The organism is Mesorhizobium monacense, from assembly GCF_056781675.1.
Genome location: NZ_CM165567.1, coordinates 1629679 through 1652318 on the forward strand (window position 1 = coordinate 1629679; position 22640 = coordinate 1652318).

Below are 22640 nucleotides of genomic sequence, written 5' to 3' on the forward strand. Positions count from 1 at the left end.
TCTCTCACGGACCAGTCCATGCGTTTGTCGCGCTATTTCCTGCCTATTCTCAAAGAAAATCCGCGCGAGGCCGAGATCGTCTCGCACCGGCTGATGCTGCGCGCCGGCATGATCCGCCAGCAGGGGCAAGGCAGCTTTTCCTGGCTGCCGCTCGGCAAGCGGGTGCTGGACAAGGTTTGCCGGATCATCCGCGAGGAACAGGATCGGGCAGGGGCGCTGGAAATCCTGATGCCGACCATCCAGTCGGCCGATCTGTGGCGCGAAAGCGGCCGCTATGACGACTACGGCAAGGAGATGCTGCGCATCAAGGACCGGCAGGAGCGCGACATGCTCTACGGCCCGACCAATGAGGAGATGGTCACCGAGATTTTTCGCGCCTATGTGAAATCCTACAAGGACCTGCCGCTCAACCTCTACCACATACAGTGGAAGTTCCGCGACGAGGTGCGGCCGCGCTTCGGCGTCATGCGTTCGCGCGAATTCCTGATGAAGGACGCCTATTCCTTCGACCTCAACTATGAGGGCGCCAAGGCGGCCTATAACAGGATGTTCGTATCCTATCTCAGGACCTTCACCCGCATGGGCCTGCAGGCGATTCCGATGCGCGCCGACACCGGCCCGATCGGCGGCGATCTCAGCCATGAATTCATCATCCTGGCCGATACCGGCGAGAGCCAGGTCTACTGCCATCGCGACTATCTTTCGCTGGATGTGCCGGGCGCGAACACCGACTTTTCGAACGACGTCGAGATCGCCGACATCGTCAAGACATGGACGACGCCCTACGCCGCTACCGACGAGATGCATGACGAGGCGGCCTGGGAAAAGGTCGGCGACGGCGACCGGCTCTCGGCGCGCGGCATCGAGGTCGGCCACATCTTCCATTTCGGCGACAAATATTCGAAGCCCATGGGCGCCAAGGTGACCGGGCCCGACGGCAAGGATCATTTCGCCTCCGGCGGTTCCTACGGCATCGGGCCGTCGCGGCTGGTCGCGGCGATCATCGAGGCCAGCCATGACGACAACGGCATCATCTGGCCGGAAGCGGTGGCGCCGTTCGATGTCGGCCTGATCAACATGAAGGTCGGCGACGCCGACTGCGACCGCGTCAGCGGCGACCTCTATGCAGCACTGACCGCTGCCGGCAAGGACGTGCTCTACGACGACACCGACCAGCGGCCGGGCGGCAAGTTCGCCACCGCCGACCTGATCGGCCTGCCGTGGCAGGTGATCGTCGGACCGCGCGGTGTGGCCGCCGGCGAGGTCGAGATCAAGAACCGCAGGACCGGCGAGCGCGAGACGCTGCCGCTGGCGGAGGCGAAGAAACGCCTCGGTGCTGTCGCATGAGCGAAACCGCAGCAGCGAAGTCTCCGGCCGCCGGCGCCTTTTCGGGCTTCGAGCGCATGGTGGCGTGGCGCTATCTGCGCTCGCGGCGCAAGGAGACGGTGATCTCGGTCATCGCCTCGATCTCTTTCCTCGGCATCATGCTGGGCGTCGCGACGCTGATCGTCGTCATGGCCGTGATGAACGGATTCAGAGCCGAACTGTTGACGCGCATTCTCGGCGTCAACGGCCATCTGATCGTGCAGCCGCTGGACTCACCGCTTGAGGATTATGCGCAGGTCGCCGGCCGCATCAACGGCGCGCCCGGCGTCAAATACGCCATTCCGCTGATCGACGGCCAGGTGCTGGCGCAAGGCAATGTCGGCGGCGGCACCGGGGCGCTGGTGCGCGGCATACGCGGTGACGACCTCGGCAAGATCACCATCGTCGCCAACAACATCAAGCAGGGCTCCATCGCCGGCTTCGACGCCGGCGAGGGCGTCGCCATCGGCAAGCGCATGGCCGAAAACCTTGGCCTTGTGCTCGGCGACACCATCACGCTGATTTCCCCCGATGGCGACGTGACGCCGCTCGGCACCACGCCGCGCATGAAGGGCTACAAGATCACAGCGATCTTCGAGGTCGGCATGTCGGAGTATGACAGCTCCATCGTCTATATGCCGTTTTCGGAAGCCCAGCTCTATTTCAACATGGACGGGCGGGCGCAGACGATCGAGATCTATGTCGACAATCCCGACGATGTCGATGCGCTGAAGCCGCTGGTCGAGCAGGCGGCGCAGCGGCCGATCGACATCGTCGACTGGCGCCAGCGCAACGAGACGTTCTTCTCGGCGCTCCAGGTCGAGCGCAACGTGATGTTCATGATCCTGACGCTGATCGTGCTGGTGGCAGCGCTCAACATCATTTCGGGCCTGATCATGCTGGTGAAGGACAAGGGCCACGACATCGCCATCCTGCGCACCATGGGGGCTTCGCGCGGCGCCATCCTGCGCATCTTCCTGATGACGGGGGCGGCCATCGGCGTCACCGGCACCATCGCCGGCGTGCTGCTCGGCATCGTCATCTGCACCAACATCGAATCGATCCGCCAGTTCTTCTCCTGGATGACCGGCAGGATCCTGTTCAACCCCGAGCTCTATTTCCTCAGCCAGCTGCCGGCGAAGATGGATCCGCGCGAGACGACCTATGTCGTCATCATGGCGCTCGTGCTCTCCTTCCTGGCAACGGTGTTTCCGGCATGGCGGGCCGCCAGGCTCGATCCGGTCGAAGCCTTGAGGTACGAATGAAGGCCGAGACCCTTATCGAGCTGAAGAGCGTCGAGCGGCACTATGTCCAGGGACCGCGCAAGCTCACCATCCTCAATGGCGCCGATTTTTCGCTGAAGCGCGGCGAGATGGTGGCGCTGGTGGCGCCTTCAGGCACCGGCAAGTCGACATTGCTGCACACGGCCGGGCTGCTGGAGCGGCCTGACGCCGGCGACGTGATCCTTGCCGGGCGCGCGTGCGGCCGGCTTTCCGACGAGGAGCGTACGGCGATCCGCCGCAACGATGTCGGCTTCGTCTATCAGTTCCATCATTTGCTGCCGGAGTTTTCCGCCCTGGAGAACATCATGATGCCGCAGCTGATCAAGGGGCTGTCGCGCAAGGAAGCCGCCGAGCGGGCGGCGCAGCTGCTCGACTACATGCAGATCGGCAAGCGCGCGCATCACCGCCCGTCGGAACTCTCCGGCGGCGAACAGCAGCGCGTCGCCATCGCGCGCGCCGTCGCCAATGCACCGCTGGTGCTTTTGGCCGACGAGCCGACCGGCAACCTCGACCCGGTGACCGCTTCCTACGTGTTCGAGGCGCTGGAAGCGCTGGTCCGGCAATCGGGCCTGGCGGCGCTGATCGCCACCCACAACCACGAGCTGGCATCGCGCATGGACCGCCGGGTGACATTGGCCGAGGGCAAGGTTGTCCCGCTTTAGGGTGCATCGATATTCAGGTGAGGCCGGCCTGCGGATGGCGGGCTCGTCCGCTTCCGGTACTCGCGTACCCAAAAGTACGCTCCGCTCCGGTTCTCGGAACCCGCCGTTCTGGTCGCTTCGCGCCCGTCTTCGACTCCGGCTCGGCCTGACCTGAGTCTCGACGCGCCCTGGCCGGAGCGGCGGTGAACAGCCACCATACTTGCCCGTCAACCTTTCTTTAACCCTGCCGATCTGATCGCCGGAGATTCCATCGCTGGCACGGATTGCGGCCGTTGACATTCGAACAAAAATAGAACAAAATACGAACATACTAACAACTGGAGAGAGTTATGACCGATCTTGTTCAGGATGTTGTGTCGCTCGTGTGCATGAGCACGTTTCTGATTTCCATGGCGATCTGGATCGGAGCCATGTGAGGAGGGGTAAAGATGTGCGCCAACGCTGACGCCCCCCTCTCCCCGTTCTGCACGGGGAGAGGGTAAGGGTGAGGGGCGGCGCATGCGTGGACCGGAAATCGAGACGACGAAGCGGGCACGGCGACTGCGCCAATCGGACAACGACGCCGAAGGCGCACTTTGGTTGGAACTGCGCGACCGCAGACTGAACGGCCACGAATTCGTGCGGCAGTTTCCGATAGGCAGCTATTTTGCCGATTTTGCCTGCAGGGAGTGCCAGCTTGTTGTCGAGATCGATGGCAGTCAGCATGCCGATAACAAATATGACCAGATCAGGGATCGCTTCATGGTTTCAAATGATTGGTCCGTCCTCCGCTTTTGGAATGTTGACGTATTGAAGGATCGGGAGGAAGTGCTCGAAACCCGTCGCGCTGCCCCTCACCCTTACCCTCTCCCCGTGAAGAACGGGGAGAGGGGGCGCCAGCGTGGAGCCAGGTCCTTCGCCGACGTGCTGGCGCGGTCTTTTCTGGCAGGCGAGAATGGGGTTTTGCCGTTAAGCCTTTCTTGCCGCCCCGGACGCTAGGGTTCCTCGAAGACAGGGAGTAGCGTCACGTGTCGCCCATCGTCATGGCCATTCTGGTGGCCGGCAATCTCGGACTGATCTTTCTGCTGATGACCGTGCCGCTCGGGCTGCGCACGGTCAGGCTCAGCCGGCTGGTGGCGGCGGACCGCCACCGCCTCTGGCAGGCACTGTGGCCGCTTGGCAAGCATGCCGGCTGGTCGGGCGAGATCATCTCCGCCGAGGCGCTCGACCAGCAGGGCACGGCCCGGATCAAGCTGTCCTGGGAAGGGCGCGACGGGCAGCCGATCGAGCGCAAAATCATGCTCGAGGATGTCGCGGAAGGAAGTCGCTTTTCCATGCGGGTCGTCGATGACGCGTCGCTCGATGCGTCGTTCTGGGCCGACTATCGCGAAACCACGGAACTCGTTTCAGAGGAAAGAGGGACGCGGATTGTTCTCAGCCAGACCGACCGCTATCGCGGCGTCGCCTTCCTGGTCTTCCGCTACTTCGCCATGCGGCGTGAACTCGGCAAGCTGCAGGTCTGGGCCAGGACCGGACAGTATCGCAAAGGCGGCTGGTTCGAGCATCCGCTGAGCCAGGTCGGCTTTGCCGTCCTTTCGGCTTTCATCCTGTGGCCGTTCTTCGGTCTCAACCTCGGCGGCCTGGCGCTGGCCGCGATCCTGACCTCCGTGGTTGCCCTGCACGAGCTCGGCCACATGGCGGCATTCCGCCTGATGGGGCATCGCAGGGCGCGGATGATCTTCGTCCCGTTGCTCGGCGGCATCGCCATTGGCGGCAGGCCCTATGACAGCCGGTTCGAAGTCGCCTTCGTGGCGCTGATGGGCGCCGGGTTTTCGGCCTTCCTGGTGCCGGTGCTGATCGCCGCCAGCGGGTTTGCCAGGGGCGAGGGGCATTATCTCGCCGCGGCGCTGCTGGCCACGCTCGCCGGCTGCTCGGCCCTCTTCAACATCGCCAATCTGGTGCCGGTGTGGAAATTCGACGGCGGTCAGGTGCTGCGCCAGATCTGCCCCGGTCCGCTGGCGCTGGCGCTGGCATCGTTCTTCCTGCTCTCGGCCTTGCTGGCGCTCGGCTGGCGGGCCGGCTTTTCGTCCGGTTTCCTGCTGGCGGCCGGCGCCGTCTTTTCCGCGCTCAGCCTGCTGACCATGGGCAGTGCTGTGAAGCCGCGCCACGAGCTGAAGCCGATCCGCACCGTCGACCGTTTCGCCATGGCCGCGGCACTGCTGGCGGTGTTCGCCATCCACGGCTATGGCGTCCTGTGGGCGTCCGCGCTGCTGGCCTGAGCCGCGATCCCAGGGAAGACTTCAACCGGCCTTGCGGGCGGCCTCGACGCCCAAGGTCGTGGCCGGGCCGAACACCTCCTCGAAGGCGGATTTCAGCGCCAGGTCGAGATCGGCCATCGCTATGGGAAGGCCGAGGTCGACAAGGCTGGTGACGCCGTGCTCCGAAACACCGCAGGGCACGATGCCGCTGAAGTGGCCGAGCTCCGGCTCGACATTGATGGCGATGCCGTGAAAGCTCACCCAGCGCCGCAGCCTGATGCCGATGGCGGCGATCTTGTCCTCGGCTGGCGACCCATCGGCAAGCGGCGGGCGATCCGGCCGCACCACCCAGACGCCGACACGATCCTCACGCCGTTCACCGCGCACGTTGAAGGCGGCGAGCGTGCCGATGATCCATTGCTCGAGCGCCGCGACGAAGGCGCGGACATCCTCGCGCCGGCGCTTGAGGTCGAGCATGACATAGGCCACCCGCTGGCCCGGGCCATGATAGGTGTATTCGCCGCCGCGCCCGGCGGCAAAGACCGGAAAGCGGCCGGGCTCGATCAGGTCCTCGATGCGGGCGCTGGTGCCGGCCGTGTAGAGCGGCGGATGCTCGACCAGCCAGACCATCTCGCCGGCGGCACCACTGCGGATCGCCTCGGCGCGCGCCTCCATGAACGCCAGCGCGTCGGGATAGGCGGTCAGGCCAGGTTCGATGTGCCATTCGACCGGTGCGGAGCCGGGCAAAGGCAGGAACGACGTGGCGATCTGGCTGCGTTCTGTCATGGTCTATCTCGTCTGAAGCGTGCGTAGTTGAAGCTGCACTCCAGATGTTTGTCCGTGCCTGCCCGTGCCCCCAAAACTGCTCAGCGCTTGGGGGCAAAATGCATCAGCCCCTCATATGGCGGCAATCGGCACAAACGTCCAGTTGCCTGCATTTTCCGCAGCCGTGGAGCGTTGCGCCGATCCGCGGCGATTATTCCGCGCCGCGCACTTGTTTCGCCGGAAACGATTTGCTACAGGCCCCGAGCCGGTTCGTTCCGGCTCCTACCACGTGCGGTCGTGGCGGAATTGGTAGACGCGCAGCGTTGAGGTCGCTGTGGGGCAACCCGTGGAAGTTCGAGTCTTCTCGACCGCACCAGAATTTTTCGCGCTTTTTGCGCCTAGCGCGTTGTTTTGACAGCATAATTTCCACACTCGATTTTGCCGGACTTGCGCAAACGCCCCGTTTTGTGCCGCTAATCGCGCCACATACCAAGCCCCGACCGGCTTTTTGTAGGTGCGTTGATGGGTCGAAATCGAACCCGGATTGATGCCTGCGGCAACCCTGCAAGGAAAAAGCGCCGGCGCCGCAAATTGCGTGACTGGCAGTGTCGCGCTTGCCTATATGGCTCATGACAATCTCATCCAGGGGCATCGCGTATGTTGACTGACGTTCGTGCCGTGGTCGTCGGTGGCGGCTGTGTCGGCGCAGGCATTCTCTACGGCTTGGCGAAGCGCGGCTGGAGCGATGTCGCGCTGCTCGAGCGGACGCAGCTTACAGCCGGTTCGACATGGCATGCGGCGGGGCTCATACCCTCCTATGCGCGCAGCCTCAACGTCGGCCGCATGATCGCCAAATCCATCGAGATCTATGAGGGCCTCGAGGTCGAGACCGGCCAGAAGGTGGGTTGGCACAAATGCGGCCAGCTGCGCATTGCCAACACGCGCGACCGGCTCGATGAGTACCGCAGCTACATGGACGTCGCGGAGGCCCAGGGCGTACGGGCGCGGATCGTATCGCCGGTCGAGGCGCACGAGATCTGGCCGCTCCTCAACAACAGCGGCATGCTGGGTGCTCTCTACCATCCCGATGACGGCCACATCGCGCCCGCGGACGTGACCCAGGCCATGGCCAAGGGCGCGCGCGATCTCGGCGCAAAGATCCATCTCGGCACCGAAGTGACGGGTTTCGAGCGGATGCCGGGCGGCGACTGGAAGGTCAAGACCTCCCGCGGCGACATCGTCTGCGAGCACGTCATCCTTGCCACGGGCAATTATGCGCGCCAGACCGGCGCCATGCTGGGCCTCGACATTCCTGCAATCCCGATCGTGCATCAGTACTGGATCACCGACGCGGTGCCCGAGGTCGTGGAACGCAAGCGACAGGGCCTTCCGGAAATGCCGATCCTCAGGGACGAGGGTTACGAGGGCTATCTGCGCGAAGAGGGGGACGGGCTGATGTTCGGCCCCTATGAGCGCACCGAACAGCTCAAGCTGTTTGCCGAGAACGGCGTGCCGGAATGGTTCGGTGCCGACCTGCTCGATGAGGATTTCGACGCCGTTTCCTGGAACTGGGAGCGGGCAACGGAGCTGGTGCCCGCGCTCGGGCGCGTCGGCATAAAAAGGAATGTGCGAGGGCCTTTCCAGATGACGGCCGATGAGCTGCCGCTGATGGGGCCGGCCTGGGGACTTCAGAATGTCTGGCTCGCCGAAGGTGTACCGGGTGGCATCCTGTGGGGCGGAGCGATCGGCCATTATCTCTCCGAGCGGATTGTCGAAGGCGGCAACAGCATCGACACGGCGGAACTGGATCCGCGGCGCTTCGGCGACTATGCCAACAAGAGCTGGACCCGGGAGAAGGTGAAGGAAGCCTGGGGTAGCCACGCGGCACAGCACTATCCGGGCCAGGACATGCCGGCGGCACGACCGCAGAAAACGGCTCCGTCCTACGACCGCCTGACCCAGCTTGGCGCGGTGTGGGATGTGCTGAACGGCTGGGAAATGCCAAGCTGGTTCGCGCCCTCGGGCGTCGAGGCCCGCAATTCGTACAGCTGGCGCTGGACCGCCAAGGGCACCTATGTCGGCGAGGAGGTTCAGGCCGTCCGCCAAGCCGTCGGCCTGGTCGAAATGACGCCGATGACGAAGTTCGAAGTCAGCGGCCCGGGCGCCGAGCGCTGGCTCGACGGGATCCTTGCCAATCGCTTGCCGCGCCCCGGCCGCATCGCGCTTGCGCATCACCTGACGCCGGCCGGCGGCGTGCAGGCCGAATATGTGGTGGCGCGATTGCAGAGCGACCTGTTCTATCTCGTCTCGACGCCGCGCGCCGAGCGCTGGAACTATGACGACCTCAACCGGCTGCTGCCGAAGGACGGCAGCGTGCAGCTGCGCAACGTCACCAACGATCGCGGCAGCTTCACCGTGGTCGGGCCCAGGGCGCGCGACGTGCTGCAGCCGCTGACCGAGATCGATCTGTCGAACGAGGCTTTCCCCTGGTTCAGCGTGCAGTCGGCCACCGTCGGCCTTGCCAGCGACGTGCGGCTGATGCGCGTCAACTATTCGGGCGAACTCGGCTGGGAACTTTATCATCCGCTCTGCTATCAGCGGCACTTGCTGGATGCGCTTCTGGCGTCAGGTGAGGAGCACGGGCTCAGGCTGGTCGGGCTGCAGGCGCTGGAATCGCTGCGTCTCGACAAGTCTTTCCGCGCCATGTACCGCGACATGAACCTCGAACTGTCGGCCTGGGAGAGCGGCCTCGACCGCTTCGTGAGGCTCGACAAGGGAGACTTCATTGGCCGCGCATCCCTGGCCGCGAAGCAAAAGCAGGGCCCGGCATGCCGGATCGTCACGCTGTCCATCGACACGGACGGGGCGAGCGCCTTTGCCTATGAGGGCGTCTATCGCGATGGCAAGCTGGTCGGCCGCGTCACGTCGGCGGGTTACTCCTATACGTTTGGCCACGACATAGCGCTGGCGCTGCTGCCGCTGGAGTTCGGGACGCCAGGCACGGCGCTCGAGGTTTCAATCCTCGGCGAGCGCCGTCCGGCAAAGGTGATCGCCGACTCTCCCTATGACCCGGAGGGCGCGCGCGGGCGCATGTGAGGACCCCGGAGCACAGTAGTTCAGGCTAAAAACTGACGACGGAGGCGCGGAATCACGCCGCCTTCCTTCATCCGCGCCGTGGACGATCAGCCTCGGACGATGACGCGAGGTGACGTCGGTAGCTCGGCGAAAACCGGGCCTATCCCGTCCACCCAAGGCCAGCCGAGATGCAATTGATCGATACGAGCAGGGCGTCGGTCGCCCGCTTTTGATCCGCCGTGGCGGTATTTGCCCGAACTTCACGCAGCAGATCGACCTGCAGCCGGTGAATGTCGTCCATCTGTCGCCGCAGATTGTCGAAACGTCGCTTGAACATCGGAAAGCGCGCGGAAAGATCGCCTCCCGTGAGGTCACCAATCAGGCGTCGCGTCAACTCGTATTCGGCGGCGATGCGGGCATAGATTCGTCGGGCCGCATCGCTGTCGGCCACCAGGCCGGCGTAGAGCCGCGCGATCTCCATGTCGGACTGGTAAAGTGTCTTCTCGGCCTCGTCGACGATCAGGCGGAAGAAGCGCGAGTGCTCGAACATGCGGGCCAGAAGTTCGCGCCCGGCCACGCCGCGCACCGCGACGAAAGAGCTGAGTGCGCTGCCGATACCATACCAGCCGGTCAACAGATGACGGTTCTGGCTCCAGGCGAACACCCATGGAATGGCGCGCAGGTCGGCAATGCCGCCGGCGCCGAAACGGCGATCCGGCCTTGAGCCCATTTTCAGGAGCGCCAGTTCCGCGACCGGGCTCGCCTGGTTGAAATAATCGAGGAAGCCGGGCTCAGCCATCAGCCTGGCATAGGATGCCTGCGACATGCCTGCCAGCGCTTCCAGCGCTTCGTCGAACTCCGGCGTTTCCTTCGGCTCGACATCACCGGGCGATCCGACACTGTGGGCCAGCACGCCGGCGGCGAGAACCTCGAGCTGGTGGAGGCCGGTGCCGCGATTGGCGAATTTCGACGATACGACCTCGCCCTGCTCCGTCACCCGCATGGTTCTGGCGACAGTGCCTTGCGGCTGTGCCGCGATCGCCCGGCCGGTCGGCGCGCCGCCACGGCTGACGGAGCCGCCGCGACCGTGAAAGAAACTGATCCTGACGTTGTGCTTGCGCCCGACGGCGGCGAGGCGCTTTTGCGCTTTTGCCAGTTCCCAATTGGAAGCCAGGAAACCGCCGTCCTTGTTGGAATCCGAATAGCCAAGCATGATTTCCTGGCGCGCGCCGAAATCCCGCACCGTCCGCCTCACGAGCGAAACTTCTAGCAATCCATTCAGGATGCCAGGGGCGGCCTGTAGATCGGCGATGGTCTCGAACAATGGCACGATCCGCAGCCTGATTGTGCCGCCGCCACCGGGCGCGGTTGAAAGTCCGCAATATTGCGCCAGCAGATAGACCGCGAGCAGATCGTCGGTCGAGCGGGTCATGCTGAGAACGAAAGAGCCGACAGCGTCGGCATCCGAGCTCGAGATGTGCTCGCGGATGACGGAGAATGTCGAAAGCAGTTCACCTGCTTCAGGCGAGAGCCGGTCTGCGTCGATCTCCAGCCGCTCGCCCTGGCTGATGGCTGCGCGAATGCGCTCCGACCATTGCGGCGTGCCGACTCCGACCGGATCGGCGGGATTTGTCAGCGCAAAAAGCTCGGCCAGCACCCTGTTGACGACCGTGGAGTTCTGCCGGATGTCGAGCGAGACTGTACGGAAGCCGAAGCTTCCGACTTGCCAAAGCAGAGGCTGGACGAAACGCCCGGCTACCGCGCGCCCTCCGATCGCTTCGAGAACGCAAGTCAGCCCGTTCAGATCAGCACGAAACGCCTCCGCCGAGAGGTACGCCGCTGCACCGCCGTCGCGCGTGGCCACCAGCCGGGCAAGCAAGGCCGAAGCGAACTGGCGAAGCGGTTCGTCGGGGTTGCGGGCGGCGATCACGTGCGCCTGTCCGCTTTTATCAAGCGCCGTTTGCAGCACCGGCTTGAAGCTGGCCGGCAGGTCAATGACGTTCGAGCTGGCGCTGAGCACCTTCACCAGCCGCTGCATCTGCGTCAGATACCAGCCTATGGCGGCATTGCGGTATTCGGCCATGGCATGGGCTGTGACTGCGGCCGTCACATTTGGATTGCCATCGCGGTCGCCGCCGATCCACGACGCGTAGCGCATGAAGGAGGGAATTCTGACCGGCTCTCCCGGATAGTGACGCTCGAAGGCGCCTTGAAGCTTGCCATAGAGCTGCGGCGTCGCCTCGAAGATGACTTCGCGAAAGAAATGCAGGCCCCAGGCGATCTCGCGTTCAACCGTCGGGCGCTCCAGTCGTAGCTCGCCCGTCATCCACAGAAGCTCGATCTCGCTCTCCAGATCGGCGACCAACAGATCGCGTTCGCGCGGCGCCCAGCGCGGCTGGTCGAGCTCGGTCAGCTTGCGATAGATACGGCGGTGGATCTCCAGCACCGTGACGCGTTTGGCCTCCGTCGGGTGCGCGGTCATGGTCGGGCCGACGCAAAGCTCGTCGAGCGCCGCCTGGACTTTCGTCGCTGAGTGGCCGTTCGCTGCCATCTGCGCGATCACGCTAGCGAAGGATCCGGGCACTTCGTCGACACCCGCGCCTTGTTCGAGTTCGCGACGCGCCCGCATGGCAAGCAATTCGTCGGCAATCGTCAGCAACTGGAACCATACGCCGCTCGCCTGAAGCGCCGGGATGCGCTGCTCCACGGCGAGGGAGACAAGCGACCTGCGTCCGCTCAGAACGGCGGCGATCTCGGGCTCGCGCGCGCTTGCGACCTGGAGCAGCAAGCGCAACAAAAGGCTGCGCTCGTCCTCACGAAATCTGATGCGTCTGCTCTGTTCCAAACCGCTTTCCCATTCCGTCCGCATCGATTGCCGCCGTAGCCGCGCCCTGAATCGAGGGCGGCGATCACGCGGCCTTCTTCGTCCGGGACAGCGTTTCGGCCACGACCTCGCCGAAGGACGACGGCGTCGGCACGATGACGACACCGGCCTCTTTCAGGATTTCGACTTTCTCCTGCGCCGATTCGCCAAAGGCCGAGATGATCGCGCCGGCATGGCCCATGCGTCGGCCTTTCGGCGCGGAGAGACCGGCGATGTAGGCGATCAGGGGCTTGCGCATATTGTCGCGCGCCCAGAGCGCGGCTTCGGCCTCCTGCGGCCCGCCGATCTCGCCGATCATGACCACGGCGTCGGTGTCGTCGTCCTGCTCGAACAGCTTCAGCATGTCCTTGAAGGACGAGCCGTTGATCGGATCGCCGCCGATGCCGACGCTGGTCGAGACGCCGATGCCGAGCGCTTTCATCTGCGAGGCGGCCTCGTAGCCGAGCGTGCCCGAGCGGCCGACGATGCCGACGCGGCCGGGCAGGTAGATGTTGCCCGGCATGATGCCCATCAGCGCCTGTCCGGGCGTGATCACGCCGGCGCAGTTCGGCCCGATCAGCCGCATGCGGTCCTCGAAGCGGTAGCGCAGCATGTAGCGCTTGACCTGCATCATGTCCTGCGAGGGAATGCCGTCGGTGATGCAGACGCAGAGCTTTATGCCGGCATCCGCGGCTTCCATGATGGAATCGGCGGCAAAGGGCGGCGGCACGAAGACGATGCTGGCCTCGGCGCGGGTCTCGCGCACCGCGCCCTTGACCGTGTTGAAGATCGGCAGGCCGAGATGCTTCTGTCCGCCCTTGCCGGGTGTCACGCCGCCAACCAGTTTGGTGCCGTAGCGCTTCATGTCCCCGGCATGGAAGCTGCCGATCTTGCCGGTAAAACCCTGGACGATGACGCGCGTGCTGCGATTGAGCAGAATTGCCATTTCTCGACCCCTCAGTTTGCTTTTTGCTTGGCGGCCGCGCGCCAGGCGGCGACGGCTTTTTCGGCGGCTTCGGCAAGCGTCTCGGCGACGATCACCGACTCGCCGGAATCGGCCAGGATGCGGCGCCCTTCCTCGACCTTGGTGCCGGCCAGCCGCACCACCAGCGGCACGTTGACGCCGACCTCGCGGATCGCCTTGACGACGCCCTCGGCAACCCAGTCGCAGCGGTTGATGCCTGCAAAAATGTTGACCAGGATGGTCTCGACATTCTTGTCGCCCAACACGGCGCGAAACGATTTCGCCACCCGCTCGGGCGAGGCGCCGCCGCCGATGTCGAGGAAGTTGGCCGGCTCGCCGCCGGCGATCTTGATCATGTCCATCGTCGCCATGGCGAGGCCGGCGCCATTGATGATGCAGCCGATATTGCCGTCGAGGCCAACATAGGAGAGGCCGCGGTCGCTGGCGAAAGTCTCGCGCGGATCCTCCTGGCTCTTGTCGCGCAACTCGGAGATTTCCGGCCGGCGGAACAGCGCGTTCTCGTCGAACGACATCTTGGCGTCGAGCGCGACGAGGTTGCCGTCGCGGGTCACCACCAGCGGATTGATCTCCAGCATCGAGGCGTCGTAGTCGCGAAAGACCTGGTAGCAGCTGAAGATGGTTTCGGTCGCCTTGCCGATCAGGTTCTGGTCGAGACCCAGCCCGAAGGCGATCTCGCGCGCCTGGAAGCGCTGCATGCCGACGCCGGGATCGACGGTGGCGCGGATGATGGAATCAGGTTTTTTTTCAGAGATATCCTCGATCTCCATGCCGCCGGCGGCCGACGCCACGATCATGACGCGCTCCTCCTTGCGATCGAGGACGAAGCCGACATAGAGCTCCTGGGCGATGTCGACGGCTTCTTCGAGGTAGAGCCTGGAAATCAGCTTGCCGCGCGGCCCGGTCTGCTGGGTCACCAGCTTGCGGCCGAGCATGGCTTCGGCGGCGTTGGAGATCTCCTCGTCATTGGCGCACAGCTTGATGCCGCCGGCCTTGCCGCGGGCGCCGGAATGAACCTGCGCCTTCAGCACCCATTTGCCGCCGCCGATTTCCCTGGCACGATAGGTCGCCTGCTCGGGGCTGTAGGCGAGGCCGCCGCGCGGAACATGGACCCCATGTCGGGCGAGCAGTTCCTTGGCCTGATATTCGTGGATGTCCATTTTGTCCTCCCTGAACAGTCAATGCGTGGCGACGCGTGACTGGCTGGCGCGTTCAATCGCTTCGTTGACCACCAAAACATTCCGCGCCATGCGCTCCGACGCAGCGTCGATCATCTTGCCGTCGAGCGCCGCCGCTCCCTTGCCCGCCGCCTCGGCCTCCTTCAGCACTTCGAGGATGCGCCTGGCGCGCGTGACCTCTTTTTCCGGCGGCGAGAAGACGTCGTTGGCGAGCGCGATCTGCGAGGGGTGGATCGCCCATTTACCTTCGATGCCCAATGCCGCGGCGCGCCTCGCGCCGGCGATGTAGCCCTCCGGATCGGAGAAATCGCCGAACGGTCCGTCGATGGCGCGCAGGCCGTAGGCCCGGCAGGCAACGGTCATGCGCGACAGGGCGAAATGCCACTGGTCGCCGGGATAGTCAGGGTTGAGGCCGCCAATGTTGACGGTGCGCGCCTTGCAACTGGCGGCATAGTCGGCGACGCCGAAATGCATCGCCTCCAGCCGGCCAGGCGTTGCGGCGATCGCCTCGACATTGGCCATGCCGAGTGCTGTCTCGATCAGAGCTTCGAGGCCGACGCGGGTTTTGAAACCCTTGGCCATCTCGATCTGGTTGACCATGGCCTCGACCATGTAGAGGTCGGCCGGAACGCCGACCTTCGGCACCAGGATGGTGTCCAGCCGGTCGCCGGCCTGTTCCATCACGTCGACCACGTCGCGGTACATGTAATGGGTGTCGAGGCCGTTGATGCGCACCGAAACGGTCTTGCCCTTGGCGCGCCAGTCGATGTCATTGAGGGCCTGGATGATGTTCTTGCGGGCGCGTTCCTTGTCCGGCGGGGCAACGGCGTCCTCGATGTCGAGGAAGACGAAGTCGGCGGCGCTGTTCGCCGCCTTGTCGATCATTTCCGGGCTGGAGCCTGGAACCGCCAGTTCGCTGCGCTGCAGCCTCAGTTTCTTCAGGTGGTTGATGGTGTGGCTCATGGTGCGCTCCGGGATCAGGCGGCTTCGGCGATGGCGGACTGCGGCGAGCGGCGGAAATGCGCGATCGCAGCACCGACGCCGGAACCCGGCGCCAGCTTGACGCCGCAATCGAGCAGCGCCATCTCCGCCGCCGACAGCGAGGCCAGCACCATCACCTCGTTCAGCCAGCCGAGATGGCCGATGCGGAAGACCTTGCCGAACACCTTGTTGAGGCCGCCGCCGAGCGAGGTCTGGTACTTCTGGTACGCCTGCTTGACGACGTCGCCGCTGTCGATGCCTTCCGGCACGAGGATGGCGCTGACCGTGTCGGAGTGCCATTTCGGCGCCTTGGCGCAAAGCTTCAGGCCCCAGGCGTCGACGGCCTTGCGCACGCCTTCGGCGAGGCGATGGTGGCGAGCGAAGATATTGTCCAGCCCTTCCTCGGCGATCAGGTCGAGCGAGGCGCGCAGGCCGCGCAGCAGCTGCGTCGCCGGCGTGTAAGGGAAATAGCCGGCTTCGTTGGCGCGGATCATGTCCTCGAAGGAGAAGAAGCAGCGCCTGTGGGTTGCGGTGCGAGAGGCGACCAGCGCCTTCTTGCTGACCGACAGGAAGCCGAGACCAGCGGGCAACATGAAGCCCTTCTGCGAGCCGCTGACGGCGCAGTCGACGCCCCATTCCTCCTGGCGGAAATCGATCGAGCCGATCGACGATACGCCGTCGACGAAGAGCAGCGCTGGGTGGTTTGCGCCGTCGAGCGCGGCGCGGCAGCCGGCGACGTCGCTGGTGACGCCGGTGGCGGTCTCGTTCTGCGTGCAGAAAACCGCCTTGATGCGGTGCGCCTTGTCGGCCTTGAGCCTCTCCGCATAGAGGTCGAGCGGGACACCGGTTCCCCATTCGCAGTCGATCACGTCGACCTCGAAGCCGAGGCGTTCGGCCATGTCGACCCACAGATGCGAGAACTGGCCGAAGCGCGACATCAGCACGCGATCGCCGGGGCTCAGCACATTGGTCATCGCCGCTTCCCAGGCGCCGGTGCCGGACGAGGGATAGATGAAGACGCGGCCGGTTTCGTTCTTGAAGACCTTCTTGATGTCCTCGAACAGCGGCAGGGTGAGATCGGGGAACGAGGCGGCGCGCATGTCCTCCATCGGAAGGTTCATCGCTTGCCGGACCTGTTCGGGGATGTTGGTTGGCCCCGGAATGAAAAGATGGGTGAAGCCGGCCATGCTGCGAACTCTCCTCTGATCCAGCAAAACTGATGAGGGGAGTCTCGTTTTTACGGCGGCCGGCAACAACACCTTGTCGGGTAAGATCTCGCCGCGCGCGGGTGGGGCAAGCCTACCCGGTTGGCCTACCCGGTCGGCCTACCCGAATGGCTGCTCTGACTACGGCGCTTCTCGCTCGAATAGAGCGCGACAGCCATCGCCCGGTTGCGGACGTCGAGCTTGTCGTAGAGATTCTTGAGGTGGTACTTCACCGTGTTCTCGGAAATCCCTGTCCGCGTTGCGATCTGAAGGTTGGTCCAGCCGTCGGAAAGCACCGCCAGAAGCTCGCGCTCGCGAACCGTGAGCTGCGAAAGCGGCGTGTCGTTGACCTTGTTGATGTCGATATAAGGGATGCAGATGCGGCCATGCGCGACCGCCAGGATGGTCTCGAAGATGATCGGCGGGTCGTCGAACTGGAAGCAATAGCCATGCGCGCCGAGCCGCACGCATTGCTTGAGGATGCCGATATCATGGTCGTTGGAAAACACCGTGATCCGCACGTCGAGCCTGCGGCTCTGGATTTCCGCCAGGACATCGGCGCCGTCCATGTCGGCGAGCTTCCAGCCGATGACTGCGACGTCGAATTGCGGCTCTGCCGCCAGGTCCAGGAACTGCCTGCCGCTTTGGACGGAGCCGAAAAACGCGAAGCGTCCGTCGCATTCCAGCATCTCGCGCAGCGCCGATACCACGAGCGGATTGCGTTCGGCGACGACGACGCGAACGCGCCCCTCGCCGATTGCCTGGTTCGTTCTCTGCGGCTTGATCTTCAAGGGCTTCCGGTTGCTCTGGACCAATTTGCGGACGTTGGCGGGTTCCATCGCGTCTCTGGATCCCGCAACGGCAATTCTGCCCCAATGGCAAATGGGTGCTCTTTCCCCAGCGACATGCATTGTCGCGCTGCTTGAACCCGGTTCGCGTCACGCGGCAGGCTATCGACCTTGGCCTGACGTAGCGGAAAATAGTTGGATTTCGCTGCGCAGCCCGGATCGCTCAGTAACTCAAATGTAAGGTCGACGCGCTATTGCTGACCTGCAGCCTCCGGTCACGCATGTTCAATTTCGGCGGATCAGCATGTCCTTAACTTCTGAAGTCTCGGACTACAGTCCGGCCGGCAAATGGTCGGTGAGACTGGCCTTCTTCATCGGCACATATGTGCTGATCTCATTTTTCCTAAGTCCGCTGACTTTTCTCACTCTTGGCCAAATCTACGTCGACAAGTTCGCTCGTGCGGTCCCGATATTGCTGGTTGGCGGCGCCGCCGTCGCGGGGCTCCTTTTTGGCCGGGATGCGCCGACGAAATATGCAATCAACTGGGTTCGGACACGGTGGTGGAACTGCCTGCCGGTGCTCCTGTTCTTTCTCGCCGGCGTGACGGCGTTCTCCAACTTCAAGATCCTGATTCCGACGGTCCTTCCGTTTTACGCCGACACCTGGTTTGCCGATCTGGACGAGTGGATACACGGGACGGCACCCTGGGAACTGGCGCATCGCCTCGACAATGAGCTGTGGGCGCTTTTCACCTTCAATGCCTATGAGGTGCTTTGGTTCGCGCAATGGTTCGGCACGATCCTGTTGGTGGGCATGTGGTCGAACCCGATTGCACGCATCCGCTATCTTTGGGCAGTAGCCTTGACCATCTCGATCGTCGGCACCTTGCTGGCGCTTCTGCTTTCGTCGGCTGGTCCCATCTACTACGACCACTTTGTCGGCGGCGATCGCTTCAATGGTCTGCGGGTCGCCCTGTCCAGCCTCGAGTTCGAGCGTCATCGTGCGCGAATATGCCGACTATCTTTTGATGCTCTATACGACAGGAAATACAGGCATGGGGGGCGGCATTTCGGCCATGCCCAGCCTGCATGTGGCCCTTGTTGTGTTGAATGCCTTTTTTCTGTCTTCCCTAAACCGTTGGGTCGGCGCTGCCGGATGGATCTTCGCGGCCCTGATCATGTACGGGTCGGTATATACCGGTTGGCACTACGCTGTTGACGGCTACCTCGCCATCGCTGTGGTGTCAGTGATCTGGTGGGCGACCGGGCGCCTCGTGCGCGAATAGCAAGCGCCGCATTGCCGATTTCGATACGCGCGGGGTAGGGCGCGTTTCGCTTGATATTCCCATGCGTTAGAGCAAAAGCTTCTCAAGCCGAATCGTGCCGCCGCCCTATCTTCTGTCCGAGCACCGGAATTTGCCAAAACCGGTTTCCACTTTTCGGGATCATGCTCTAGACCTGACAAGCACCCTTTCCGGAATCGTAATAGCGGGAGGCGCTTGTGGAAGGCCAGAACGAACAGGACGCCCGGTCTGTTGAGGACGCTGACATCTATGGCGAAGACGGCGCCTTGCAGTCGTCGTTCCTGGCGCAGATCGGCGCGGCGATCGCCGATCGCGACACGCTGACGCTGAAGCGCGAAGTCGGCGACCTGCACCAGTCGGAACTCGGCGATCTGCTTGAAGCGCTTCATCCCGAGCAGCGCCGCGCGCTGGTCGAGCTGTTGGGCTCCGATTTCGACTTTTCCGCGCTGACCGAAGTCGACGAGGCGATCCGCCTCGACATCGTCGACAATTTGCCCAACGAGCAGATCGCGCAAGCGGTGCAGGAGCTCGATTCCGACGACGCCGTCTACATTCTGGAAGACCTCGACCAGGAGGATCAGGACGAGATCCTGTCGCAGCTGCCGTTCACCGAGCGGATCAGGCTGCGGCGTTCGCTGGACTATCCGGAAGAGACGGCCGGTCGCCGCATGCAGACGGAATTCGTCGCGGTGCCGCCGTTCTGGACCATCGGCCAGACCATCGACTACATGCGCGAGGACAAGAATCTTCCCGACCGCTTCAGCCAGATATTCGTCATCGATCCGAGCTTCAAGCTGCTTGGCGCCATCGATCTCGACCAGATATTGCGCGCCAAGCGCGCGGTGAAGGTCGAGGAGGTCATGCATGAGACAAGGCATGCCATCCCCGCCACCATGGACCAGGAAGAGGCGGCGCGGGAATTCGAACAGTACGACCTTCTCTCCGCCGCCGTCGTCGACGAGAACGAGCGGCTGGTCGGCGTGCTGACCATCGACGACGTGGTCGACGTCATCCAGCAGGAGGCCGAGGAGGACCTGATGCGAATGGGCGGCGTCGGCGACGAGGAATTGTCGGACACGGTCGCGGCGACATCGCGCTCGCGCGTGCCCTGGCTGCTGGTCAATCTCGGCACGGCCTTCATATCGGCCTCCGTCATTAGCATGTTCGGTGCGACGATCGAGGAAATGGTGGCTCTTGCCGCGCTGATGCCGATCGTCGCCTCGCTGGGCGGCAATGCCGGCACGCAGACGATGACAGTGACCGTGCGCGCGCTCGCCACACGCGACCTCGATATCTACAATGCCGGTCGCGTCATTCGCCGCGAGGTCATGGTCGGCATGCTGAATGGCATGGTCATTGCGACGATCCTCGGACTGGTCGCCGGCCTCTGGTTTAACAATCCCGATCTCGGTCTCGTCATCGCCGCCGCCATGATCGTCAACATGCTGGCCGCGGCACTCGGCGGCATCCTCATTCCGCTGTTCCTTGACAAGCTCGGCGCCGATCCGGCGATTTCGTCATCGATCTTCACGACGATGATTACCGACGTTATCGGGTTCCTCGCCTTCCTCAGCCTTGCCACATGGTGGTTGCATCTGGGCGCCGGGGCGGGATAAGTCGCTCAATTGACTTTTACGTAAATGCCGTGCGAGGCTCGTGCGGGGTTCCATGCCGACTCCGGCACGGACGGGTTTGATTGGGATGGCAGGCGGCTGCGCATGGCGGGCGTCCCGGCCATTCGGCATTGGGAGCGAGAATGCGGGAATATTATTCGATCACCGAACTGACCCGCGAATTCGACGTGTCGACGCGGACGCTGCGCTTCTATGAGGACGAGGGCCTGGTGCAGCCGGTGCGGCGCGGCCGCACCCGGCTGTTTCGTCCGTCGGACCGGCATCTGATCCGTCAGATCATGCGTGGCAAACGACTCGGCTTCTCGATCAACGAGATCCGCGAAATCATCCAGATGTACAAGGAGCCGCCCGGCGAGGTCGGCCAGCTCAAGCTGATGATCAAGCGCATCGAGGAAAAGCGCGAGGATCTCAGGCAGAAGCGCCGCGACCTCGAGGAGACGCTGGCCGAACTCGACCAGGCCGAAGAGTCGTGCGTCGAGCGGCTGGTAGAGCTCGGCGTCAACACCTGAGCGCGGCCGTTTTGATAATTCTACTCCGGCGGCCACCTAGCGTGGTTTTCTGCGCTTCCGATGCTCAGGTACCCAAATGTACGCTCCGCTCCGGTTCTCGAAAGCCGCTCTATCTGGCTCCCCAGAGCGAATTCTGAAAACGGCCTCGGCGAGCCCTGAACTCAAATCCAGCGCCGCACGCGTTTCGCGTAATCCCGGTATTTCTTGCCGAATTTAGCCGCCAGGATCTTTTCCTCCTTTTCGATCGCCATCTTCTGCGTTGCGAAGGCAGCGATGAAGCCCATGAGCAGGAACCAGGCGATCCCCGTGATGAAGGCGACGCCGATCAAAAGCAGCGTGTTGGCGAGATACATCGGGTTGCGGCTGACGGAGAAGGGGCCGGAGGTGACCAGATGGTCCGGCACGGCATTCGGATTGAATGTCGTCTTCGCCCGCAGCATGACGCGGATGGCGGTGAACCACAGCGCGGCGACGCCGAACAGCGCTACCCAGCCGGCGGCGAAGAGGATCTCGCCCAGGAGGTCGCCGATCCATGGCAGCGGATAGAGCAGGCCGAGCACGACGCTGATGATGATTGCCGCGACATAGATCAGCGGCGGCCATGGGATGAGCCCGGGTTTTGGCGTAACGTCGGTCATTGTTGGCCTCCCTCCATCAACGTGCTGTCGGTCTTGGCGGTGCAGACACCGGCGAGATCGCCCAGATGTGCTTTGAATTCCGGGGTCTGGTCGCCGTTGTAGAGCCGGTCGAATGTCGCTTCGTTCTGCAGCGTATCGAGCATGCAGACACAATAGCTGGAGCAGAACTGCGTGTCGCGCTGCTGCTCGCAGGATATCTGACAGGATTTCAGGAAGCTCACTTCGCGCGTTTCGACCGGCGCCGGCGCGATCTGCGAAAACAGCCAGACGGCGCCGAACAGCAAGGGCTGGTGGATCAGATAGAAGGCGAGGCTGTGCCGTCCGATGAAGACCAGCGGGTTCGACCAGCGGCCGGGCGCAAGGTTGGCGAGCCGGGCCAGCAAGCCGGACGTTGAAGCAAGTTTCGCCGCGGCTATGCCCGCGAGTACGGCGCCGAACCATGGGAACAGCGGCACATAGTCGTTGGAGCGCGGATTGGTGGCCGAGAGGCCGACCCACCACAGCGCCGGATGGTCGAAGAATTCGGATCGCAGATAGAATGGCGCTGCAATGACGAGCGCCGCAACGACGATCGTCAGCAGCGCCGGCAGCCGCAGAAAGGCAAGGCCGAGCAGGCTGGCCAGCGCGATCTCATGCAGGATGCCGAAGAAGATGACGCCGCCCGGCGTAGCGAAGTGGGTGACGGCCGATATGGCGATCGCGGCCACGGCGACCATGGCGAAACGCTTCCAGAAACCCGGCCAGCGGATTTGCCTGCCATGGGCGAGGAACAGGCTGACGCCGACCAGGAACAGGAAGGTCGAGGCGATGCAGCGCGCATAGATCTTCCACCAGCCGAAGGCGGTGAGACCGGGATCGGTATAGCCGAAATTTTCGAGATCCCAGGTGAAATGGTAGCTCGCCATGGCCAGCAGCGCGATGCCGCGCACGATGTCGATGGTTGTGATGCGCCTCGGCTTCGACGGGTCCTGAACGGGTTCTGCCGGCGTTTGAAGGCTCATGGGCTTGCATTCCGATTCACTGGTGCCAAACGACTATCACGGTTGCACCGGGCAAAAGAAGGCGGGCCGCCGCATCTGCGTCAATTCCCCGTTTGGCTTTCCTCCTTCCGGTTAGAGGCCGCGTCGGAATTCGCTTTAGGCCAGCGGCGGAAAGCCTTTGACCGGTTTCG

General features: G+C 63.6%; 19 protein-coding genes and 1 tRNA gene. 10 read left to right on the plus strand and 10 right to left on the minus strand.

Features of this window, described 5'->3' with window-relative positions; genetic code table 11:
* The first annotated feature begins 18 nt into the window (after positions 1 to 18).
* The 5 genes from proS to AC1RUK_RS07550 all read left to right on the plus strand — a co-directional run bounded on the left by proS (position 19) and on the right by AC1RUK_RS07550 (position 5568).
* Entirely contained in the window at positions 19 to 1347 is a 1329-nt protein-coding gene (gene proS / locus AC1RUK_RS07530) for a proline--tRNA ligase (protein ID WP_481836127.1), read from the plus strand.
* On the plus strand, positions 1344 to 2630 hold the full coding sequence (locus AC1RUK_RS07535) for a lipoprotein-releasing ABC transporter permease subunit (RefSeq protein ID WP_481836126.1): 1287 nt from the start codon (positions 1344 to 1346) through the stop codon (positions 2628 to 2630). The genes proS and AC1RUK_RS07535 overlap by 4 nt, the downstream gene beginning before the upstream one ends.
* Complete coding sequence (locus AC1RUK_RS07540) at positions 2627 to 3310, plus strand: ABC transporter ATP-binding protein (protein WP_436172326.1); 684 nt, start codon at positions 2627 to 2629, stop codon at positions 3308 to 3310. Before AC1RUK_RS07535 ends, AC1RUK_RS07540 begins: the two co-directional genes overlap by 4 nt.
* Positions 3311 to 3808: 498 nt before the next feature.
* Positions 3809 to 4288 carry an endonuclease domain-containing protein gene (locus tag AC1RUK_RS07545; RefSeq protein WP_481836125.1) on the plus strand — a complete coding sequence of 160 codons (480 nt, stop codon included), beginning with the start codon at positions 3809 to 3811 and terminating at the stop codon, positions 4286 to 4288.
* Positions 4289 to 4317: 29 nt separating this feature from the next.
* Positions 4318 to 5568 carry a zinc metalloprotease gene (locus AC1RUK_RS07550; protein WP_481836124.1) on the plus strand — a complete coding sequence of 417 codons (1251 nt, stop codon included), beginning with the start codon at positions 4318 to 4320 and terminating at the stop codon, positions 5566 to 5568.
* Positions 5569 to 5589: 21 nt separating this feature from the next.
* Here the strand turns inward: AC1RUK_RS07550 and lipB are convergent, their stop codons facing one another.
* Positions 5590 to 6333, minus strand: a complete 744-nt coding sequence (gene lipB, locus AC1RUK_RS07555) for a lipoyl(octanoyl) transferase LipB (RefSeq protein ID WP_481836123.1) — start codon at positions 6331 to 6333, stop codon at positions 5590 to 5592.
* 270 nt (positions 6334 to 6603) lie between these two features.
* On the opposite strand from lipB, the gene AC1RUK_RS07560 reads away from it, so the two are divergent.
* Positions 6604 to 6688: transfer RNA gene (locus tag AC1RUK_RS07560), tRNA-Leu, on the plus strand.
* A gap of 281 nt (positions 6689 to 6969) precedes the next feature.
* Positions 6970 to 9408, plus strand: coding sequence for a GcvT family protein (locus AC1RUK_RS07565; RefSeq protein WP_481840210.1), 2439 nt, complete (start codon positions 6970 to 6972; stop codon positions 9406 to 9408).
* A gap of 139 nt (positions 9409 to 9547) precedes the next feature.
* Here the strand turns inward: AC1RUK_RS07565 and AC1RUK_RS07570 are convergent, their stop codons facing one another.
* The 7 genes from AC1RUK_RS07570 to AC1RUK_RS07600 all read right to left on the minus strand — a co-directional run bounded on the left by AC1RUK_RS07570 (position 9548) and on the right by AC1RUK_RS07600 (position 18384).
* A complete protein-coding gene (locus AC1RUK_RS07570; RefSeq protein ID WP_481836121.1) occupies positions 9548 to 12232 on the minus strand; it encodes a phosphoenolpyruvate carboxylase in 2685 nt (894 codons plus the stop codon).
* 64 nt (positions 12233 to 12296) lie between these two features.
* Positions 12297 to 13196, minus strand: coding sequence for a succinate--CoA ligase subunit alpha (gene sucD, locus AC1RUK_RS07575; RefSeq protein WP_481836120.1), 900 nt, complete (start codon positions 13194 to 13196; stop codon positions 12297 to 12299).
* Between the two features lie 11 nt (positions 13197 to 13207).
* Positions 13208 to 14392: a malate--CoA ligase subunit beta gene (locus AC1RUK_RS07580; protein ID WP_481836119.1), complete on the minus strand. Its 1185-nt coding sequence runs from the start codon at positions 14390 to 14392 to the stop codon at positions 13208 to 13210.
* Positions 14393 to 14410: 18 nt separating this feature from the next.
* Complete coding sequence (locus tag AC1RUK_RS07585; RefSeq protein WP_006203222.1) at positions 14411 to 15373, minus strand: HpcH/HpaI aldolase/citrate lyase family protein; 963 nt, start codon at positions 15371 to 15373, stop codon at positions 14411 to 14413.
* Between the two features lie 14 nt (positions 15374 to 15387).
* Positions 15388 to 16578: an aminotransferase class V-fold PLP-dependent enzyme gene (locus tag AC1RUK_RS07590; protein WP_481836118.1), complete on the minus strand. Its 1191-nt coding sequence runs from the start codon at positions 16576 to 16578 to the stop codon at positions 15388 to 15390.
* A gap of 125 nt (positions 16579 to 16703) precedes the next feature.
* Complete coding sequence (locus AC1RUK_RS07595; protein ID WP_481836117.1) at positions 16704 to 17435, minus strand: LuxR C-terminal-related transcriptional regulator; 732 nt, start codon at positions 17433 to 17435, stop codon at positions 16704 to 16706.
* A 352-nt stretch (positions 17436 to 17787) separates the two neighbouring features.
* Positions 17788 to 18384: a hypothetical protein gene (locus tag AC1RUK_RS07600; RefSeq protein ID WP_481840211.1), complete on the minus strand. Its 597-nt coding sequence runs from the start codon at positions 18382 to 18384 to the stop codon at positions 17788 to 17790.
* A gap of 76 nt (positions 18385 to 18460) precedes the next feature.
* Between AC1RUK_RS07600 and AC1RUK_RS07605 the strand changes: the two genes are divergently transcribed.
* From AC1RUK_RS07605 to AC1RUK_RS07615, 3 genes are all read left to right on the plus strand, one after another.
* Positions 18461 to 18670, plus strand: coding sequence for a phosphatase PAP2 family protein (locus tag AC1RUK_RS07605; RefSeq protein WP_481840301.1), 210 nt, complete (start codon positions 18461 to 18463; stop codon positions 18668 to 18670).
* A gap of 215 nt (positions 18671 to 18885) precedes the next feature.
* Positions 18886 to 20304 carry a magnesium transporter gene (gene mgtE / locus AC1RUK_RS07610; RefSeq protein WP_481836115.1) on the plus strand — a complete coding sequence of 473 codons (1419 nt, stop codon included), beginning with the start codon at positions 18886 to 18888 and terminating at the stop codon, positions 20302 to 20304.
* Positions 20305 to 20444: 140 nt separating this feature from the next.
* The gene (locus AC1RUK_RS07615; RefSeq protein ID WP_006203215.1) at positions 20445 to 20831 is read left to right on the plus strand and encodes a MerR family transcriptional regulator; all 387 of its coding nucleotides are present in this window, start codon (positions 20445 to 20447) and stop codon (positions 20829 to 20831) included.
* A gap of 161 nt (positions 20832 to 20992) precedes the next feature.
* On the opposite strand, the gene AC1RUK_RS07620 is transcribed toward AC1RUK_RS07615, so the two are convergent.
* Together AC1RUK_RS07620 and AC1RUK_RS07625 are read right to left on the minus strand one after the other, a co-directional pair.
* Positions 20993 to 21469 (minus strand): methyltransferase family protein, encoded by a 477-nt coding sequence (locus AC1RUK_RS07620; RefSeq protein ID WP_481836114.1) that lies wholly within the window; start codon positions 21467 to 21469, stop codon positions 20993 to 20995.
* Positions 21466 to 22470 (minus strand): acetyltransferase domain-containing protein, encoded by a 1005-nt coding sequence (locus AC1RUK_RS07625; protein ID WP_481836113.1) that lies wholly within the window; start codon positions 22468 to 22470, stop codon positions 21466 to 21468. Before AC1RUK_RS07625 ends, AC1RUK_RS07620 begins: the two co-directional genes overlap by 4 nt.
* Positions 22471 to 22640: the final 170 nt, after the last annotated feature.

Bases quoted from the DNA above. Each gene is read 5' to 3' on its own strand.
- AC1RUK_RS07545 (WP_481836125.1), top strand. From the start codon at position 3,809: ATGCGTGGACCGGAAATCGAGACGACGAAGCGGGCACGGCGACTGCGC.
- AC1RUK_RS07620 (WP_481836114.1), bottom strand. From the start codon at position 21,469: ATGACCGACGTTACGCCAAAACCCGGGCTCATCCCATGGCCGCCGCTG.
- AC1RUK_RS07615 (WP_006203215.1), top strand. From the start codon at position 20,445: ATGCGGGAATATTATTCGATCACCGAACTGACCCGCGAATTCGACGTG.
- AC1RUK_RS07535 (WP_481836126.1), top strand. From the start codon at position 1,344: ATGAGCGAAACCGCAGCAGCGAAGTCTCCGGCCGCCGGCGCCTTTTCG.
- AC1RUK_RS07585 (WP_006203222.1), bottom strand. From the start codon at position 15,373: ATGAGCCACACCATCAACCACCTGAAGAAACTGAGGCTGCAGCGCAGC.
- AC1RUK_RS07590 (WP_481836118.1), bottom strand. From the start codon at position 16,578: ATGGCCGGCTTCACCCATCTTTTCATTCCGGGGCCAACCAACATCCCC.
- AC1RUK_RS07565 (WP_481840210.1), top strand. From the start codon at position 6,970: ATGTTGACTGACGTTCGTGCCGTGGTCGTCGGTGGCGGCTGTGTCGGC.
- AC1RUK_RS07580 (WP_481836119.1), bottom strand. From the start codon at position 14,392: ATGGACATCCACGAATATCAGGCCAAGGAACTGCTCGCCCGACATGGG.
- AC1RUK_RS07625 (WP_481836113.1), bottom strand. From the start codon at position 22,470: ATGAGCCTTCAAACGCCGGCAGAACCCGTTCAGGACCCGTCGAAGCCG.
- AC1RUK_RS07540 (WP_436172326.1), top strand. From the start codon at position 2,627: ATGAAGGCCGAGACCCTTATCGAGCTGAAGAGCGTCGAGCGGCACTAT.
- AC1RUK_RS07605 (WP_481840301.1), top strand. From the start codon at position 18,461: ATGCCCAGCCTGCATGTGGCCCTTGTTGTGTTGAATGCCTTTTTTCTG.
- lipB (WP_481836123.1), bottom strand. From the start codon at position 6,333: ATGACAGAACGCAGCCAGATCGCCACGTCGTTCCTGCCTTTGCCCGGC.
- sucD (WP_481836120.1), bottom strand. From the start codon at position 13,196: ATGGCAATTCTGCTCAATCGCAGCACGCGCGTCATCGTCCAGGGTTTT.
- AC1RUK_RS07595 (WP_481836117.1), bottom strand. From the start codon at position 17,435: ATGGAACCCGCCAACGTCCGCAAATTGGTCCAGAGCAACCGGAAGCCC.
- proS (WP_481836127.1), top strand. From the start codon at position 19: ATGCGTTTGTCGCGCTATTTCCTGCCTATTCTCAAAGAAAATCCGCGC.
- AC1RUK_RS07600 (WP_481840211.1), bottom strand. From the start codon at position 18,384: ATGACGCTCGAACTCGAGGCTGGACAGGGCGACCCGCAGACCATTGAA.